The 15,282-nt window shown below is 73.3% G+C and carries 14 protein-coding genes; 8 read left to right on the forward strand and 6 right to left on the reverse strand.

Annotated features, from left to right (window positions below):
* Positions 1-50: 50 nt before the first annotated feature.
* On the reverse strand, positions 51-1,439 hold the full coding sequence (locus AB0I49_RS01490) for a DUF692 domain-containing protein (protein WP_363224686.1): 1,389 nt from the start codon (positions 1,437-1,439) through the stop codon (positions 51-53).
* A 420-nt stretch (positions 1,440-1,859) separates the two neighbouring features.
* Between AB0I49_RS01490 and AB0I49_RS01495 the strand changes: the two genes are divergently transcribed.
* Complete coding sequence (locus AB0I49_RS01495) at positions 1,860-2,537, forward strand: nuclease-related domain-containing protein (RefSeq protein ID WP_363224687.1); 678 nt, start codon at positions 1,860-1,862, stop codon at positions 2,535-2,537.
* Positions 2,538-2,673: 136 nt separating this feature from the next.
* Here AB0I49_RS01495 and AB0I49_RS01500 read toward each other — a convergent pair whose 3' ends face one another.
* Positions 2,674-3,306, reverse strand: a complete 633-nt coding sequence (locus AB0I49_RS01500; protein WP_363224688.1) for a BlaI/MecI/CopY family transcriptional regulator — start codon at positions 3,304-3,306, stop codon at positions 2,674-2,676.
* A gap of 303 nt (positions 3,307-3,609) precedes the next feature.
* Here AB0I49_RS01500 and AB0I49_RS01505 point away from each other — a divergent pair, with 303 nt between their 5' ends.
* The 3 genes from AB0I49_RS01505 to AB0I49_RS01515 all read left to right on the forward strand — a co-directional run bounded on the left by AB0I49_RS01505 (position 3,610) and on the right by AB0I49_RS01515 (position 6,204).
* Positions 3,610-3,993, forward strand: coding sequence for a DUF6083 domain-containing protein (locus tag AB0I49_RS01505; RefSeq protein WP_363224689.1), 384 nt, complete (start codon positions 3,610-3,612; stop codon positions 3,991-3,993).
* A 283-nt stretch (positions 3,994-4,276) separates the two neighbouring features.
* Positions 4,277-5,542, forward strand: a complete 1,266-nt coding sequence (locus tag AB0I49_RS01510) for a hypothetical protein (protein ID WP_363224690.1) — start codon at positions 4,277-4,279, stop codon at positions 5,540-5,542.
* The gene (locus AB0I49_RS01515) at positions 5,539-6,204 is read left to right on the forward strand and encodes a hypothetical protein (RefSeq protein WP_363224691.1); all 666 of its coding nucleotides are present in this window, start codon (positions 5,539-5,541) and stop codon (positions 6,202-6,204) included. The genes AB0I49_RS01510 and AB0I49_RS01515 overlap by 4 nt, the downstream gene beginning before the upstream one ends.
* A 17-nt stretch (positions 6,205-6,221) precedes the next feature.
* Here the strand turns inward: AB0I49_RS01515 and AB0I49_RS01520 are convergent, their stop codons facing one another.
* Entirely contained in the window at positions 6,222-8,423 is a 2,202-nt protein-coding gene (locus AB0I49_RS01520; RefSeq protein WP_363224692.1) for a tetratricopeptide repeat protein, read from the reverse strand.
* A gap of 152 nt (positions 8,424-8,575) precedes the next feature.
* Positions 8,576-9,502 carry a LysR family transcriptional regulator gene (locus AB0I49_RS01525; RefSeq protein ID WP_363224957.1) on the reverse strand — a complete coding sequence of 309 codons (927 nt, stop codon included), beginning with the start codon at positions 9,500-9,502 and terminating at the stop codon, positions 8,576-8,578.
* Between the two features lie 264 nt (positions 9,503-9,766).
* Between AB0I49_RS01525 and AB0I49_RS01530 the strand changes: the two genes are divergently transcribed.
* Positions 9,767-10,132 (forward strand): darcynin family protein, encoded by a 366-nt coding sequence (locus AB0I49_RS01530; protein WP_363224693.1) that lies wholly within the window; start codon positions 9,767-9,769, stop codon positions 10,130-10,132.
* Between the two features lie 71 nt (positions 10,133-10,203).
* Here the strand turns inward: AB0I49_RS01530 and AB0I49_RS01535 are convergent, their stop codons facing one another.
* A complete protein-coding gene (locus AB0I49_RS01535; RefSeq protein WP_363224694.1) occupies positions 10,204-10,923 on the reverse strand; it encodes a peptidyl-tRNA hydrolase in 720 nt (239 codons plus the stop codon).
* Between the two features lie 183 nt (positions 10,924-11,106).
* Between AB0I49_RS01535 and AB0I49_RS01540 the strand changes: the two genes are divergently transcribed.
* The 3 genes from AB0I49_RS01540 (at position 11,107) to AB0I49_RS01550 (ending at position 13,726) form a co-directional block, all read left to right on the forward strand.
* Positions 11,107-11,781: an AIM24 family protein gene (locus tag AB0I49_RS01540; protein ID WP_363224696.1), complete on the forward strand. Its 675-nt coding sequence runs from the start codon at positions 11,107-11,109 to the stop codon at positions 11,779-11,781.
* An 86-nt stretch (positions 11,782-11,867) separates the two neighbouring features.
* A complete protein-coding gene (locus AB0I49_RS01545; RefSeq protein ID WP_363224697.1) occupies positions 11,868-13,061 on the forward strand; it encodes an ATP-binding cassette domain-containing protein in 1,194 nt (397 codons plus the stop codon).
* Positions 13,058-13,726 (forward strand): ABC transporter, encoded by a 669-nt coding sequence (locus tag AB0I49_RS01550; protein WP_363224698.1) that lies wholly within the window; start codon positions 13,058-13,060, stop codon positions 13,724-13,726. The genes AB0I49_RS01545 and AB0I49_RS01550 overlap by 4 nt, the downstream gene beginning before the upstream one ends.
* An 8-nt stretch (positions 13,727-13,734) precedes the next feature.
* Here AB0I49_RS01550 and AB0I49_RS01555 read toward each other — a convergent pair whose 3' ends face one another.
* Positions 13,735-15,135, reverse strand: a complete 1,401-nt coding sequence (locus tag AB0I49_RS01555) for an alkaline phosphatase PhoX (RefSeq protein ID WP_363224699.1) — start codon at positions 15,133-15,135, stop codon at positions 13,735-13,737.
* Between the last annotated feature and the right edge of the window lie 147 nt (positions 15,136-15,282).

Here is a 15,282-nt window from a genome sequence, read left to right on the forward strand (position 1 = left end):
GACGGGCCCGCCGACCCGCCGGTGGACCGGCCGCCCAGCCGGCCGGCCGGTCAGCCTGTGAGCTGGTGCGCCAGCCGGGCGGCGAGGCGGGCCGTTCGGCCGGTCAGGAGCGGGGCGGGCCCGGAGCGCCGGCGCCACCAGCGGCGCAGCTTCCGCCGGGCCGCCCGGCTGCGCGGCCGGTCGCCGTCCGGGGCCAGCAGATGCTCGGCGAAGGAGAGCGCGTCGCGCCGGAAGCCGCCGGTCATGGGGCGGGTCCGGGCGTAGCGGAGGAACGCGGGCCGGTAGCCGTCGCCCAGGATGTCCGGCAGCTCCGGCGCGACCTTCGCCACCACGTCGGCCCGCTTCGCCGCCAGCGCCTCCGACTGCACCCGCAGCCGCTCCCGGTCGAACCCCGCCGGTACGGGCGCGCCGGCGACCAGCGCGGACAGCAGCCCGCTCAGAGCCAGGGCGAGCCGCCCACGAGCGCGGCCGGTGTCGCGGGGGCCGCCTGTGTCGCGGGCGCTGCCGGTGTCGCGGGCGCTGCCGAGTGCGCACCGCTGCTGCGGGACGGGGGCGGGCGGCGGCGGCGCGTACGGGCATGGGGCAGCCGCATCCGGTGCGGGGGCGGCGGGGGTGGCGGGAGCGGCGGCGCGAACGCGGGGAGCGGCGAATACCGCGCGTACCTCGGCCAGTTCGGCGGCGAGACCGTCCGCGCCGGGGAAGTCGTCGTCGCGTTCGAGGAGGACGCCGGGCGGGGTGACGCGGGACCGGAGCTCGGCGAGGATGTCGAGGATCGGGCGGGTCACGGGGTGGGCGTGGGTGTCGTGCCAGACGCCGTCGCGTTCGATGCCGCCCGCCACATGTACGTAGGCGATGGCTTCCAGCGGGAGTTCGTCGAGAGCGGTGACCGGGTCCTCGCCGCGGTTGATGTGGTTGGTGTGCAGATTGGCGACGTCGATGAGCAGCCGCACGCCCGTCCGGTCCACGAGCTCGGCGAGGAACTGACCCTCTGTCATCTCCTCGTCCGGCCAGTTGACGAGCGCGGCGATGTTCTCCAGGGCGAGGGGCACGGGCAGGGCGTCCTGGGCGATCCGGACGTTCTCGCACAGCACGTCGAGTGCGTCGCGGGTACGCGGCACCGGCAGCAGATGCCCGGCCTCCAGCCCCCTGGCCCGTACGAACGCGATGTGCTCCGTGACCAGTGGCGACCCCAGCGCCTCGGCCCGCTCGCCGAGCGCGGCCAGCCGCCCGGCGTCCGGCCGCTCCGCCCCGCCGAGCCCGAGCGAGACGCCGTGCGGCACGACGGTCGTACCGCGCTCGCGCAGCCGCCGCAGCGCGTCGGGCAGCGCATCCGGGCAGATGTTCTCCGCCACCACCTCGACCCAGTCGACACCGGGCAGCCGGGCGACATCCCCCGCGATCTCCGGCCGCCAGCCGATCCCCACCCCAAGATGCTCCACCCGGCCCCCTTCACGCTCCCCGCGCTCGCCCGCCCCCTGAGAAGGTCATGCGCCCGCGGCTGGCCGGGAAACCGCTGGCGGTGGAATTCAGAGACCGATTTGAGCTTTCGGCTCGGGGGCGGGGTGACTGGTTGCGGGGCGCCTGGGTGCGGGGTGGTGGACGGTCGTGCGAGAGGCGCGCGCTCAGCGCGCGGGGCGGAGCACGTGGCTGTAGGCCGGGCAGATCCGCGATGGCGCGCGCTCCGCGCACGGAGCCGCAGCGGCGGGCCGCGCGGCGCGACTGGTGAGACCCCGCAGCCGGGGGGATGGTGCGGGGTCTCATGCCGTCCAACGGATGGGCGTTTGGGCAGGTTCCCGCACTTCTGCCGAAATTCCCGCAGACGCTTGTCCGGAGCGGCACGCTGCTGCTGCCATTGGCGGGTGGGCGATGGGTGGAGCATCCCGTGGAAGGGGGACGACCCCGAGCGGTTGTTCCTGGCACCCGATGACGATCTTGCGCCGAACCGGCCCGGAGAGGCGCTGCGAGCCCGGCTCGACGCCTCCCGCGCCGGCCCCGGCCGCCTCCTGGCGTCGCGCCTGCTGGGCCGCCGCCCGCAGGAGGACGAATGGCGGCGCGGCCTGGAGGGCGAGCAGTTCGTCGGCTCCGAGCTGGAGGAGCTGACGGCCGTCGGCTGGCGGGTGGTGCACTCCATACCCCTGCCCGGGGAGGCCGACATCGACCACCTGCTGATCGGCCCCGGAGGGGTGTTCTGCGTGCAGGCTCAACTGCTCCGCCGGGCGGCCGTCCGGGTGGGCGACGACGGGGTGCGCGTGGGACGGGAGCGGCAGCCGCGTCCGTATCTGCGTGCGGCACGGCGCGAGGCGGCGCGCGCCGGGTTCGCCCTGGCGCGGGGCTGCGGCTTCGAGCCCGAGGTACGGCCCGTGCTCGTCCTCGTGGCGGCGGCCCGCGTCGAGGTGGCCTCCGTCCCGCGGGACGTGCGAGTGCTGCGGGAACGGGACGTGACCCGGCTCGGCGAGTTCGGCGGGGTGCTCCACCCGGAGCGCGTCGAACGCGTCTACACCGTCGCCCGCAACCGCCGCACGTGGCTGAACGTGTGACGGCGGGCGATGACGTACGGGAGGCGGCCCGGGGCCGGGGCTCGTGACGAGAACTCGGCCGCTGGCCGCCGGCGACTGACCGGGCAGGTCCGGGGCGGGGCGGGGCCGCTATTCCACCGGGCCTATTCCACCTGACCTATTCCACAGGTCCGGCCCCTTGCGCCTCGTTCCTCTTGCGTCCCGCGCGCGGGGCGGGGCGGAGGAGGCGGCGCAGCAGTTCCCCGTCCGCGTCGGACAGGTCGTCGACGAAGCGGGTCAGCACGGCCTCGCGGTCGGGCCGGGCGTCGAGGACCTTGCGCATCCGGAGGGCGGCCAGCCCCGGTTCGTCGGCCACGGGCGCGTAGGCGTACGCACGGCCGCGCGGGGCGCGGGTCAGCACCTCCTTGCCGTAGAGGCGGGAAAGGATCGTCACCACCGTGCTGTAGGTCAGCTCCCCACCGAGGCGGGCTTGGACCTCACCGGGAGTGAGCGCGGCGGCGGCCCGCTGAAGGGTGGCGAGTATCTCGCTCTCCAGCGCCCCGTTGGCACGCCGCCGAGCCGTACCCGCCGAGCTCGAAGAACCTGCCGGACCTGAGGCACCTGACGAACCGGAAGAACCCGCCGAACCCGCTGAACCCGGAGAACCCGCCGAACCCGAAGAGGCCGCCGAGCTCGAAGAGCCCTCCGGACCCGAGGCACTTGCTGAACCCGAAGAGCCTGCCGAAATGGCCGAGCCTGCCGAAGCCGCTGGGTCCGCCGGAACCGCTGGGCCGTCCGCATCCGATTCCATGCGCGCGTCGTTCCCTCCACTCGCCTCGTACGGCCGTACGGCACTTCTACAGGTGAGTAAAAGTTCCGTTCCCGAGTGTGCCACCGCCGGGGGCGACGGCCAAAAGCCCCGGCCGCGGGATTCCGGAGTTCAGCGGGGCTTTGCACAAGAGACGCGCATACAACGCCTATTGCTGGAAAGATCTGTCACGTCAGCGAGTCGGACAAGTCATCCGTGAGAAAGACCTGTTGGCGCGGGCCGATTGGTGGGGAGCCGATGTTCTCTGGCCATCGTGATGAAGAGTGCGGGCCCAGCCGGGACCCGGTGAGGCTGGCGGATACCCTGCCGGCCGTCCTGGACGTCATCGCGCGCGCAGCACGGACCGCGACCCCCGTCCCCATGGCCGGCGGACCCCGCGCCCGTACGGCCTGCAACCGCTGCGGCGGCGCGGCCGCCTGGCACCGCACGGTGCGCGGCCGCTGGATCCTCATGGAGCCCGGCGCGTGGCCGCTGACCGTCATCCCCGCGGGCAAGCGCTGGCGCATCGCCGGTGACGGCACAGCCGTCAATCTCGGCTCCACCGTCCCTTCGGACACCTGCCGCATCAGCCATTTCGACATCTGCCCGGCACGCCCGGCGCCCACCGGTTCGGCCGCCCTGCTCACCCTGTGGCGGCGCAATTCCCGGCGCGGGGCGGAACACGGCTGACTTTGCGAACGAGGCGGCGCGGCACTCGCATTCGCCGCGTGGTGAGTCCGCGCGGCACCCGGCGTCGTGGGCCGATCCGAAGCCTGGGACAGCGGAATCCTTCGGCGGAAATCGAGGGCATTCGACACTCTGCAAGGTTTCTCCAAGGGTTCGCCAAGGCTTCCGCACGCGCCCCCGGGCATCCCTTTGAAGCCGCCGCTCGTTCCCGGCGGCGGCGCTGGAGCGATCCGAGCAGATCCGTGATCCGAGCGGATCCGTGATCCGAGCAGACCTGGGGGGTGTCATGACAGCAATCACCGCGTTCGAGAACCACGGCGGAACCGACGGCGAAAGCCACGAAGACCACGGCGAGGGCCACGCCCGGCAGTGGCTGACGCTGACAGGGCGCAAGCGCGTGCTGGTCATCGTGCACACGGTGACGTACGGGAAGAGGCTGCGCGACGTGGTCGCGCTGCTGGAGGCGGACTTCCGCGTCCAGGTGGTGTTCACCGCGCCGCCGCACGAGTTCGGCGACGGCGTCGCGCGATTCCTGCGGGGGCTGGGCAGCGCCGTGCTCCCGTGGGACGAGGCCGTACGGGCGGACTTCGACCTCGCGCTGACGGCGGGACCCCGGGGAGTGGCGGAGGTGCGCGCTCCGGTGATCACGCTGCCGCATGGCGCCAACTACCTCAAGCGCCTCGTCGGCGTCCCCGGCTCGTACGCCCTGGGGCTCGGCCGGCCGGATATCGTGCCGGGCGGCGCGGACCTGCCCGCGGAGGTCGTCGTACCGCACCGTGACGACCTCCGCGAACTCGCCCGCTCTTGCCCGGAGGCGTTGCCCTCCGCTGCCGTGGTCGGGGACCCCGCGTACGACCGGATCGTGGCCAGCCTGCCGCTGCGGGAGACCTACCGCCGGGCGCTCGGCCTGCGGGACGGCCAGAAGCTGATCGCGGTCACGTCCACCTGGGGCCCGCGGTCGTTGTTCGACCGTATGGAGACGCTTCTGCCGCTGCTGATGGGCGAGGCGGCGCGGAGCGAGGAGCACCGGATGGCGCTTCTCGTGCACCCCAACGTCTGGTCGGGGCACGGCCCGTGGCAGGTACGTGCCTGGCTGGCGCGGTGCGAACACCTCGGCATCGGGATCGTGCCCCCGGAGGCGGACTGGCGGGCCGTGCTGATCGCGGCCGACTGGATCATCGGGGACCACGGCTCGGTCACCTTGTACGGGACCCTGACCGGCGCTCCGATCCTCCTCGCGGCCTCCCCGGAACAGGAGATCAACCCCGACTCGCCCGCCGCCGCCCTCGCCGTCACGGCCCCTGCGCTCTCTCCCGCTCACCCGCTTCCGGGCCAACTCGCCTACGCCGCGGCCGAGTACCACCGGGAGGACTACGAACCCATTGCCGCCCGCATCACCTCCGAACCCGGCAGATTCAACCGGAACATGCGCAGGCTGATGTACCGGGTGCTCGGCCTCGGCCAGCCCGCGCACGAGCCCGTGCCCCGGCCGCTGCCCGTGCCGCCGCCGCTGGGGCCGCCGGACGCCGGGGGCGCGCAGGTGCCGGCATGACGGCGGCGACGGTGTACGCAACGCCGCTCGGGTACGGCGGGCACCGCCTGGTGGCGGTGGAGCTCGTGGACCTTGTGCAGCTCGCACGGTCGGCGGGGCACGCCGGGCACGTCGGGCGCGAGGGGGAGCGGGTCGTGCTGGAGGGGATGGCGCGTGCCATGGCCGGCTCCCCGGCTCTCGGTCTGCGCATCGACGCGCCGTCGGGGACGTACGCGGTGCTGGCCCGTGCCGTGGACGGGGTGTGCGGTCGCGCGTTCGCGGGCCCGTTCGCCGTCCTCGACGAACACCTCGCCGTGGATGTCGACGCCCGTCCGGCTCGGCGGCTGCTGGAGTGCGCGGACGTCCTGTACGGCAGCCGGCCGCGCCGCGCCGCCCTCGCGGCGGCGCGGGTACGGCGCATGCTGGTCGACAGCCCGGGGTGCTGCGTAGCGGCTGCCCCGGTCGATGGGCCTTATCGCGACAGCAGTTGGGCGGCCGGGGATCGAGTCGGCCCCGGCTCCGTGATCGCCGGGGTGGGGTCCGCACTGTACGGGCATGGCTGCCGCGCTACGGGCGTGGGCCCGGCGGATACGGGGATGTTCGCGTCCTGTCTGCACGCCTGGCGGGCGGCCGGTCGTCCGTTGCATGAGCTGACCGCCGCCCGCATGACGCCCATCGGGTAACGGAAGGGGCGTGCGGCTCACCCGCCGGGCGCGTTCGTCTCCGACTGCTCCAGACGGCTCCGCAGTCGAGCCGCGTCGTCCGGGCTGAGGTGATCGTAGAGGGGCAGCGCCTGCTCGTAGAACCTCCTGGCAGCGGCGGCGTGTTCGCCGGAATCGTCGGCGTCGATCGCCCGTTCCCGCGCGCAGTCGCCGAGCATCTCCAGGGTCCGGGCCTGCCAGTGGACAGAGCCCGTCGCCTCGAACACCGAGAGGGCTTGGCCGAGTTGGTCCAATCCCTCTTCGTGCGCGCCGGCGCGGGCCCGCGCGCGGCCCAGGAAGGCCAGGGCACGCGCGACGTCGTACGGACCCTCGACCCCGACCAGTACGGCGTGCGCCCAGACGAAGTGCTCGACGGCCCGGCCGGCTTCGTCCCTCTCCAGTGCGATCTCCCCGAGGACCATCCGGGCGAGTGCCGTGCCGCGGTGGTAACCCGCGCCTTCCCAGGCGGTGATGGCCTCTTCCAGATACGGCACGGCCTGTTCCAGGCGTCCGGCGTCACGGTGACAGGCCCCGAGGCCGAGCAACGCCTGCCCCTCGTCCCGGATGTCGCCCGCCGCGCGGGCGGCTTCGAGCGAGGAGCCGTACCACTCGATCGCGTCATCGAGCCGGTGCGCAGCGCTCAGTCCGATGGCCCCGGAGTTGAGCATCTGGCGCTCGGCTGCACCGTTCCCGGCGGCGCGGGCCGCGGCCAGTCCGATGATGTGGGCTTCGGACCACAGGTCGTAGTGGCGGCGGCGCAGGAACAACGGCCACATGGCGTCGACGAGTTGCCAGGCTGTGGAGTGCCAGCCCCGGTCGGCGGCGGAGCGTAGGACGGCCATCAGATTGAGCCGCTGGGCCTCCAGCCAGGCGAGCGCTTCCGTCTCCGCGAAGGGGGCATCGGTGGGAACGGACGCGGATTCAGCGGCAGGCTCGCTGTCCGTGGAGAAGGGCGGTGACAGCTCGGACGGATAGGCGTAGTCGCGCTCCAGGGTGAGCTGAATCGGCGTCAGGAGCCGCTGCGCCTCCGTGGCCGTCGCCAGGTACCAGTCGGCGACCCGGCGCAGCGCCTCGCCGCAGGCGGCCTCGCTCTCGTCCCGCTCCCCGCACCCGCGGGCGTGCAGCCGTACGAGGTCGTGGAAGCGGTGGGTGTCGAGGGCGATGTCCTCGATGAGATTGGCCTCGACCAGGGCGTCCAGCAGCCGCTCGGCCTCCGGCAGCGGCACGGCGCAGGCCGCGGCGGCGGCATGGGCGCCGAAGTCGAGGACGGGCAGCAGCCCCAGCAGGCGGTAGAGGCGTGCGGCGGCCGCGTCGAGTACCGCGTACGACTCGTCCAGTGCGCTCTGCACGGCGGGTTCTCCTTCGATGGTCAGTACGGCGAGTCGGCGCCGGTCCCGGGCCAGGGCGTCGGCCATCGCGCGTACCGGCTGCCGGGGCCGGGCGGCGAGCCGGGCGGACGCCAGGCACACGGCGAGCGGCAGCCCGGCGCAGAGCGACACCACTTTGAGCGCCGCCGCGGATTCGTTCTCGATCCGGTCCGCGCCGACTCCGCGGACCAGCAGCTCGCGCGCGGTGCTCGGGTCGAGCAGTCCGAGCTGGTGGAAGTGGGCGCCGTCGGTGCGCAGCCCGGTCAGCCGCCAGCGGCTGGTGACCACGGTGAGGTTGCCCTCGGCGCCGGGCAGCAGCGGCCGGGCCTGGGCGGCGGTGAACGCGTTGTCCAGCATCACCGCGATCCGCAGTCCGGCCGTGACCGATCGCCACAGCGCCGTCTGTTCTGCCAGGTCAGCGGGGATCTGCGGCACGCCGAGAGCGCGGAGAAATTGGCCGAGTATCTCGCCGGGGGAGGCCGCGCCCTCCGGCGCGTGCCCCCGCAGGTCCGCGTACAGCTGGCCGTCCGGGAAGTCCCCGGCCGTCCTGCGCAGCCAGGCCGACACCAGGGCCGTCTTGCCGACTCCGGCGGGACCGCTGACCACGATCAGCGGAGCCGACGCCGCCGCGCATCGCGCGTAGACCGCGCCCAGGGCCGCCATGTCGGCGGTCCGGTCGGTGAAGTGAGGTGATACGGGCAGCAGTTGGCGCGGCACTGGTGGACGCGGGGGTGACGCACCGTGCAGATGGATGCCGCCGCTGATCTGACGCGCCTGCACCGTGGGTCCGTTGAGCTGGGTCGAGCCGCCGATCACGTTCGCGTGTGGGTCCATCCGCTGCCCCGTCCCGACGCCGCAGAGCGGGCGTTCGTCGATCCAGTGGTGAGCGTCCGTTCACCTTGATCGGTTGATCGGTTGAGAACTACCCACCGGACGCCCGGCGGAGACGCGGGCGGGGACCCGTGGGAGTTATTCGGCCACCTGTTCTACGGATTGGGGGTGTCGCTCCGATCGCGGAGCACCCGCCGTACCGCGTCGCGGAGCCAGTGGTGGGCGCCGTCGGCGGCGTGGCGGGGGTGCCAGGCCATGCCGATGGTGACGGGCGGCAGCGGCAGCGGGATTTCCAGGAGGCGCAGGTTGAAGGTGGCGGCGATGTCGGTGAGGGGGGAGGGGGCGGCGCCGGGGACGACGGTGGGGAGGAGGCAGACAACATCGCTGCTGGCGGCCAGGGCCATCGCGGCCAGGTGGCTGGGGAGGACGACGGTGACCCGCCGGCGCAGGTCGTGCTCGGCGAGAGCGGTGTCCAGCGGGCCGGTGAACCGGCCGCGGCGGCTGACCGCGACGTGCTCGGCCGCGGCCAGCCGGGCCGCGGTGAGGGGCTTCTCGGTGAGGGGGTGGCCGGGGCGGACGGCCGCCGCCATCCGGAGCGTGACCAGCTCCTCGACCCGCGTCTCCGGGTCGACATGGTCGATGGAACCGGCCTCCAGGTCGATCCGCCCGTCCCGCAGTGCCTGCCCGGCCTCCAGGTCTTCGGCCCGGAACCGCAGCGAAACTCCCGGCGCCTCCCGCCGGACCAGTTCCAGCAGCGCGGGAGCCAGTGCCGCGCCGATCAGGTCGGCGGCCTGAACGGTGAAGGTGCTGCGCAGCGTCGCCGGGTCGACGCCGGTTCCGGGGCTGAGCAGCGCGCCGAGGCCGCGCACCACCGCCGCGGCTTCGTCGCGCAGGGCCTGGGCGCGCGGCGTGGGCACCATGCTCTGACCGGCCCGTACCAGCAAGGGGTCCTGGAGGACGCGACGGAGCCGGGCCAGCGTGCGGCTCATGGCGGCGGGGGACGTGTGCAGCCGCGCGGCGGCGCGGGTGACGCTCTCCTCGGCCAGCAGGGCGTGCAGGGCGACGGCGAGATTGGCGTCCATGCCCGGCGCCGGCCCGCTTTCCGAGGTCTTCCCCGCGCCGTTCCCCGGTCCGTTCTTCCGGCCGGCCTTTGCGCTGTCCTTCGCGCTGCCCGTCAGGCCGTTCTTCGAGCTGTGCGGGCCGCTTGAGCTGTTCACCAGCATAATTCCATTTCAGGCAATGATCCGTTGCTGATGTTCCTATTGTGGCAACCCGGTGCCCCTCAGCAGGATGAAGTCATACCGATCCCCACGCCGTTCCGATTCCCCCCCCAGGAGGCACCCGTCATGTCCGCCGAACAGGCCGCGACCCCCGTCACCGCTTTCATGCTCATCAAGACCATGCCCGAGTGGCTCGCCATGACCCCCGAGGAGCGGGTGCACGCCCTCACCACCGAGGTCATGTCCGTGGTCAAGGCCAGGACCACCGGCGTCCGTTCGCGCTTCTACGACACGGAGTTCTACTCCACCCGCGTCACCGACGTCTGGGTCTGGGAGGCCGACGACCACAACGCCTACCAGCTCCTGATCGACGCGCTGCGCGAAACCCCCTTCTGGGACCGCTACTTCGAGGTCGTGGAACTCCTCGTCGGCACCGAGAACGGCTATGCGCGGACCTACAACGTCGACCCCGTCGCCACGGTGACCACCTGATACCCCGTCACCAAGAGGCATGGCGACGCCTCACCTGACGCAGTATCAGTCGACCACCCGAGAACGGTCGACTACCGGCCCCGCAGCGCCGGATGGTCCGCCACCACCGTGCAGGAACCCGGAGCGATCTCGGTGAACCCGGCGTCGCGGACCAACGGCAGCCCGCCGCCGGTCAGTTCCGCCCACGCGCGCGGCTCCGCCCTCCGTACGGACAGCGCGAACCCCGCCTCGCGCCAGGCGGCGCGCTCCTCGGCGTCCAGCTCCCACCAGGCGAGCTGGGCGCCGTGGCCCGCCTGGGCCATGGCCTTGCCCGCCGACATGTCGAGTTCCGGGCTGAGCCACAGCACCGGGCCCTCGGGACCGACGGCGGGCGGGGGCTCCGGGTCGTCGAGGTCCGTGCCCGAGACCTGGAGCTTGACCAACTCCTTGGGCCAGCCGTCCAGCGGTACGGGCGGGTAGACGCGGACCTCGGCGGCGCGGCCCCGGACCGTGATGCCGGGCAGGGCCTCCGCGCGCCGCCACTCCGCGCCGCGCGCCCGGCGCACCACCTTGCGGATGCGGGCGTCCTGCCAGTCCCGTACGGCCTGCGCCCACTCGCCGTCGTCAGCCGTCGCGCGCTCGTCCGAGAGCAGCGTGAGCACCGCGCGCGCCGCCGTCTCCAGGGCGTCCGTACGGGCCGGGGGCGCGGACTTCTCGATCCGGACGACGAGCGGCAGTACGTACTCGGGCGCGGCGTCCCGGTCCGTCTCCTCGTGTTGGAACGGACTGGTCGCGGCGCTGGAACTGGTCATCCGCCCAGTCTGCCAGCCGCCCCCCCGCACACCATTACCGGCCGCCCCCGCCGCTCACCTATACCGACCGCCTCCGCGGGCCTCCGTCGGCTGTTCCAGCGCACCTCTGCCAGCCGCCCCCCACCTCTGCCGGCCGCCCCGCGCACCCTTGGCGGACGCATCCGTTCCGGGTGATCATTGGCCATGCACAGTGACCTCTTCGCCGCCGAACACATGGCGCAGCCCGCGACCGCGCCCGGCATGACCGTACAGAACGCAAAGTCGATCAAGTACACCGTCCAGGGCGAGTGCTACGCACGCCAGGGCTCGATGATCGCGTTCCGCGGGGACCTCCAGTTCGAGAAGCAGGGCCAGGGCGTCGGCAAGTTCCTCAAGCGCGCCGTGACCGGCGAGGGGCTGGCCCTCATGGCGGTCCGCGGCCAGGGCGAGGTCTGGTTCGCGCACGAGGCCGCCAACTGCTTCATCGTCGACCTCGCCCCCGGCGACGGCCTCACCGTCAACGGCCGCAACATCCTGTGCTTCGACCCCACGCTCTCCTACGAGATATCGGTCGTGAAGGGCGCGGGCATCACCGGCGGCGGCCTGTTCAACTCCGTCTTCACCGGCCACGGCAAGCTCGGCATCATCTGCGAGGGCAACCCCATCGTCATCCCCGTCAGCCAGCACGCCCCCGTGTACGTCGACACCGACGCCGTCGTCGGCTGGAGCGACCGCCTCCAGACCTCCCTGCACCGCTCCCAGAGCCTCGGCTCCATGCTGCGCGGCGGGTCGGGCGAGGCGGTCCAGCTCATGCTGTCGGGGGAGGGGTTCGTGATCGTACGGCCCAGCGAGGCCAAGCCGGAGAAGACGAGCAACTGATCGAATCGGCTACCGTCAACCGGCATGGACGGTACGGGCTGCATAGGTGACATGAGCGGTACGGACGGTACGGACGGTACGGGCGCGTGAGCGGCGGCATGGAACTGCGCGGCGTCGGCCGACGCTACGGACTCCGCGGCCCCTGGGTGCTGCGCGGCGTCGACCTCGACGTGCCGCCGCGCTCCCTGCTGCGCGTCGAAGGCGCCAATGGCACCGGCAAATCCACCCTGCTGCGCCTGCTCGCGGGCATCGACGCGCCCACCGCCGGTCGCATCACCGGCAGCCCGCGCACCGCCTACGTCCCCGAACGCTTCCCTCCGGCGCTCCCCTTCCCCACAGCCGGCTATCTGGCCATGATCGGCCGCGTACACGGCCTGGACCGGGCCGCGGCCAAGCGCGCGGCCGCCGACTGGCTGGAGCGGTTCGGCGCCGGATCCCATGCCCGTACGCCCCTGGCCGAGCTCTCCAAGGGCACCAGCCAGAAGGTCGCCGTGGCCCAGGCCCTGCTCGCCGCGCCCGAACTCCTCGTCCTCGACGAGGCGTGGACCGGCCTCGACCACGCGGCCCGGGACATCCTCGACGGGGCCGTGCGCGACCGGGTCGCCGAGGGCGGCGCCGTCGTCTTCGTCGACCACGACCCGCGGCGGCTGGCGGGCGCGGCCGACGCCGTGTACCGGGTGGCGGCCGATGGGCGGGTGACCGCCGCGGAGCCGACAGCCGCAGCAGAGCCGACGGCCGCAGCAGAGCCGACGGCCGCCACCGGTCGGAATACGGCGGGTCGGGGTGCGATCGGTCCGGATATAAATGGTCCGGATACGACTCGTCCGGACACGGCCGCCCCGGAAGAGGAGGCCGGTCCCAATGCTGCCGGCCCGCGCATACGCATCGTGGCGCAGGGCCCGCCCGGTGCCACGCTCCCGCCGGACCTGCCCGGCGCGCCCGCCTACGAGCCGGAGCGGCCAGAACGGTCGGAGCAGCCAGAACGGTCGGACCGGCCGGAGCGGTCGAACCGGCCAGAGCAGCCGCAGCGGCTAGACCAGCCGCAGCAGCCGGACCAGCCTCAGCGGCCGGACGACCGGCCCGAGCGCGGCGGAACCGTCGGACTCACCGTCCCGGCGACGCACTCCGACGCCGTGCTGAGCGCTCTTCTGACGGCCCGACCCGCCTGGCACATCCGGGAGGTCACGCCCGTACGGCCCCTGCGCACCCGCCCTCCGCAGGCGACCGGCCCGAACGAGCAACCGCGTCCCGACGACACCCAGAGGCCCGACCGCACATGACCTCGCTGTACCGCTATCAGGCCGCGCTCCTCATCCGCTCGCACCGCCTGCTGCCGCCGCTGACCCTGTACGTGCTGATCATGGGCATCGGGGTGCAGGCCGGGCAGCCGATCCTCGACTCGTTCGGCTGGGCCGGGGTCGCGCTGCTGCTCGTCGCCGCGTGGTTCGTACGGATCTGCGTGACGAACGAACCACCGGCGGCCCGCCATGTGGCCGCCGCCGCGACGAGCCCCGCCCGGGTGCACCTGGCGAGCGTGCTCACGGCGCTCACGTGCTCGGTCGCCCTCGGGACGATCGGCACCGCGTTCGTCGCGATCGTCAGCGATCCGCGCAGTTCCGACCGCCAGATCGACGTCCCGGTCGGCCCCGCGATCCTGGCCGGGCTGCTCACGGCGCTCGCCTGCGCGCTCCTCGGCACGGCGGTGGGCGCCCTCTGCAACCGGCCTCTGCTGCGCGGCACGGGCTGGACCATGCTGACGACGATGGTCGCCGCGATGCTGGTCCTGGTGGTCGACGGCTCACCCGCGCACGCCGCCGTGACCGGCCTTGTCACCGGTTCCGCCAGCGGCCGGGTGACGATCCCCCTGCTGCCGCTGGCGGCCACCGCCGTGCTCGCCGCCGGGGCCACGGCCCTCGCCTGCGCGCTCAGTGCACGGCGGCCGTAGGCGACCGGTCAGCGCCGCCAGGGCCCCGAAACCGCGAACGTCGTGCCGGGCGTGTAGACGTTGACGTACATCGTGCGGTGGTCGGGGGAGAAGGTGACGCCGGCGAACTCGCCCCACTCGGGCTTGTCCGGAGTGCCGATGTTCTGCCGCCCGCGTGCCATCGGGTAGACGTCGCCGCCGGTGGTCACGCCGAAGACGTACTGCGCGCCGTCGCCGTCCTCGCAGACCATGAGGCCGCCGCCGGGTGCGAGGGTGATGTTGTCGGGGGACTCGCCGGGCAGCTGTACGTCCGTACGCGGGCCGAAGACGACGACGAGCGTGAGGCGGCGGCGGTGCGGGTCGTACCGCCAGACCTGGCCGAAGTGATCGGCGGCCGAGCCGTTCGCGCGCTTGGCGAAGCTGGAGACGAAGTAGACGCTCCGGCCGCCCCAGTAGCAGCCTTCGAGTTTCTGGGCGTGGGTGATGCCGCGGCGGCCGAAGTCCTGGAGGCGTACGGGGGTCTGGCGGGCGAGGGGGTCGGGTACGGCCGCCCATTCGACGGAGTCGAAGACGGCGCCCGGCTCCTGGACCACGGACAGGTCGGGCACGCCCGGCACGCGCATCGCCTCCAGCCTGCCCCCGGCGCGCAGGGAGCCACGGCCGCCGAGCGGCTTGTGGGGGTGGAAGCGGTAGAAGAGGCCGAAGGGGCGGTCGAAGGCGTCCTCGGTCTCGTAGACGACGCCGCTGTCCGGGTCGACGGCGATGGCCTCGTGCTGGAAGCGGCCCATGGCGGTGAGCGGTACGGCGCCGGTGCGGCGCGGGTCGTAGGGGTCGACTTCGAAGATGAAGCCGTGGTCCTTGGTGTAGCCGTTGGTCCCGGCCTTCTCCTCGTTCTCCTCGCAGGTCAGCCAGGTGTGCCAGGGGGTGGGGCCGCCCGCGCAGTTGGTGGAGGTGCCCGCGATGGCGACGCGTTCGCCCAGCACGCGGTGGTCGGCGTCGAGTTCGAGGGCCGTACAGCCGCCCATCCCCATCGGGTCGTAGGTGAGGCCGTCCACGGCGGGGACGCGGTGGGCGGCGGCGGGGCGGTTCTCGTGGTTGCGCACGAGGTGTACGCGCCGGTCGCGGCCGGTCGCGTGGCGCCCGCGGCCGGGGAACGCGGCCATGCCGTCGTGGTGGCTGGGCACCTTGCCCTCGCCGGAGCGCAGCGGGTCGCCCTCCCGTGACAGGACGCGGTACCGGAAGCCCTCGGGGAGGTCGAGGAGGCCGTCGGGGTCGGGGACGAGCGGACCGTAACCGGCGCCTCCGCGCCCTCGGGGGTCCTGGGCCACGGCGGCCGTACCGGCGAACAGCTCCGGGACGGCGCCCGCGAAGGCGATCCCCGCCCCCAGCGCACCGGTTCTGGCCAGGATCTGACGTCGTGTAGTGGACATGAGGCGACTCCCTGCTGGCGGACAGGAGCGAGCGGACAGGAGTGTGACGCGCCTGTGTGTAGCACGCGGCTCCCGCCGCCGGAAGCAGGTGCGCGTGATGTTTCGCCGGGGCCGGACTTTGTCTTTCCCGGCCAGGCCACGGCATGA

Source organism: Streptomyces sp. NPDC050617 (assembly GCF_040654795.1).
In the GTDB taxonomy this organism is placed as follows: domain Bacteria; phylum Actinomycetota; class Actinomycetes; order Streptomycetales; family Streptomycetaceae; genus Streptomyces.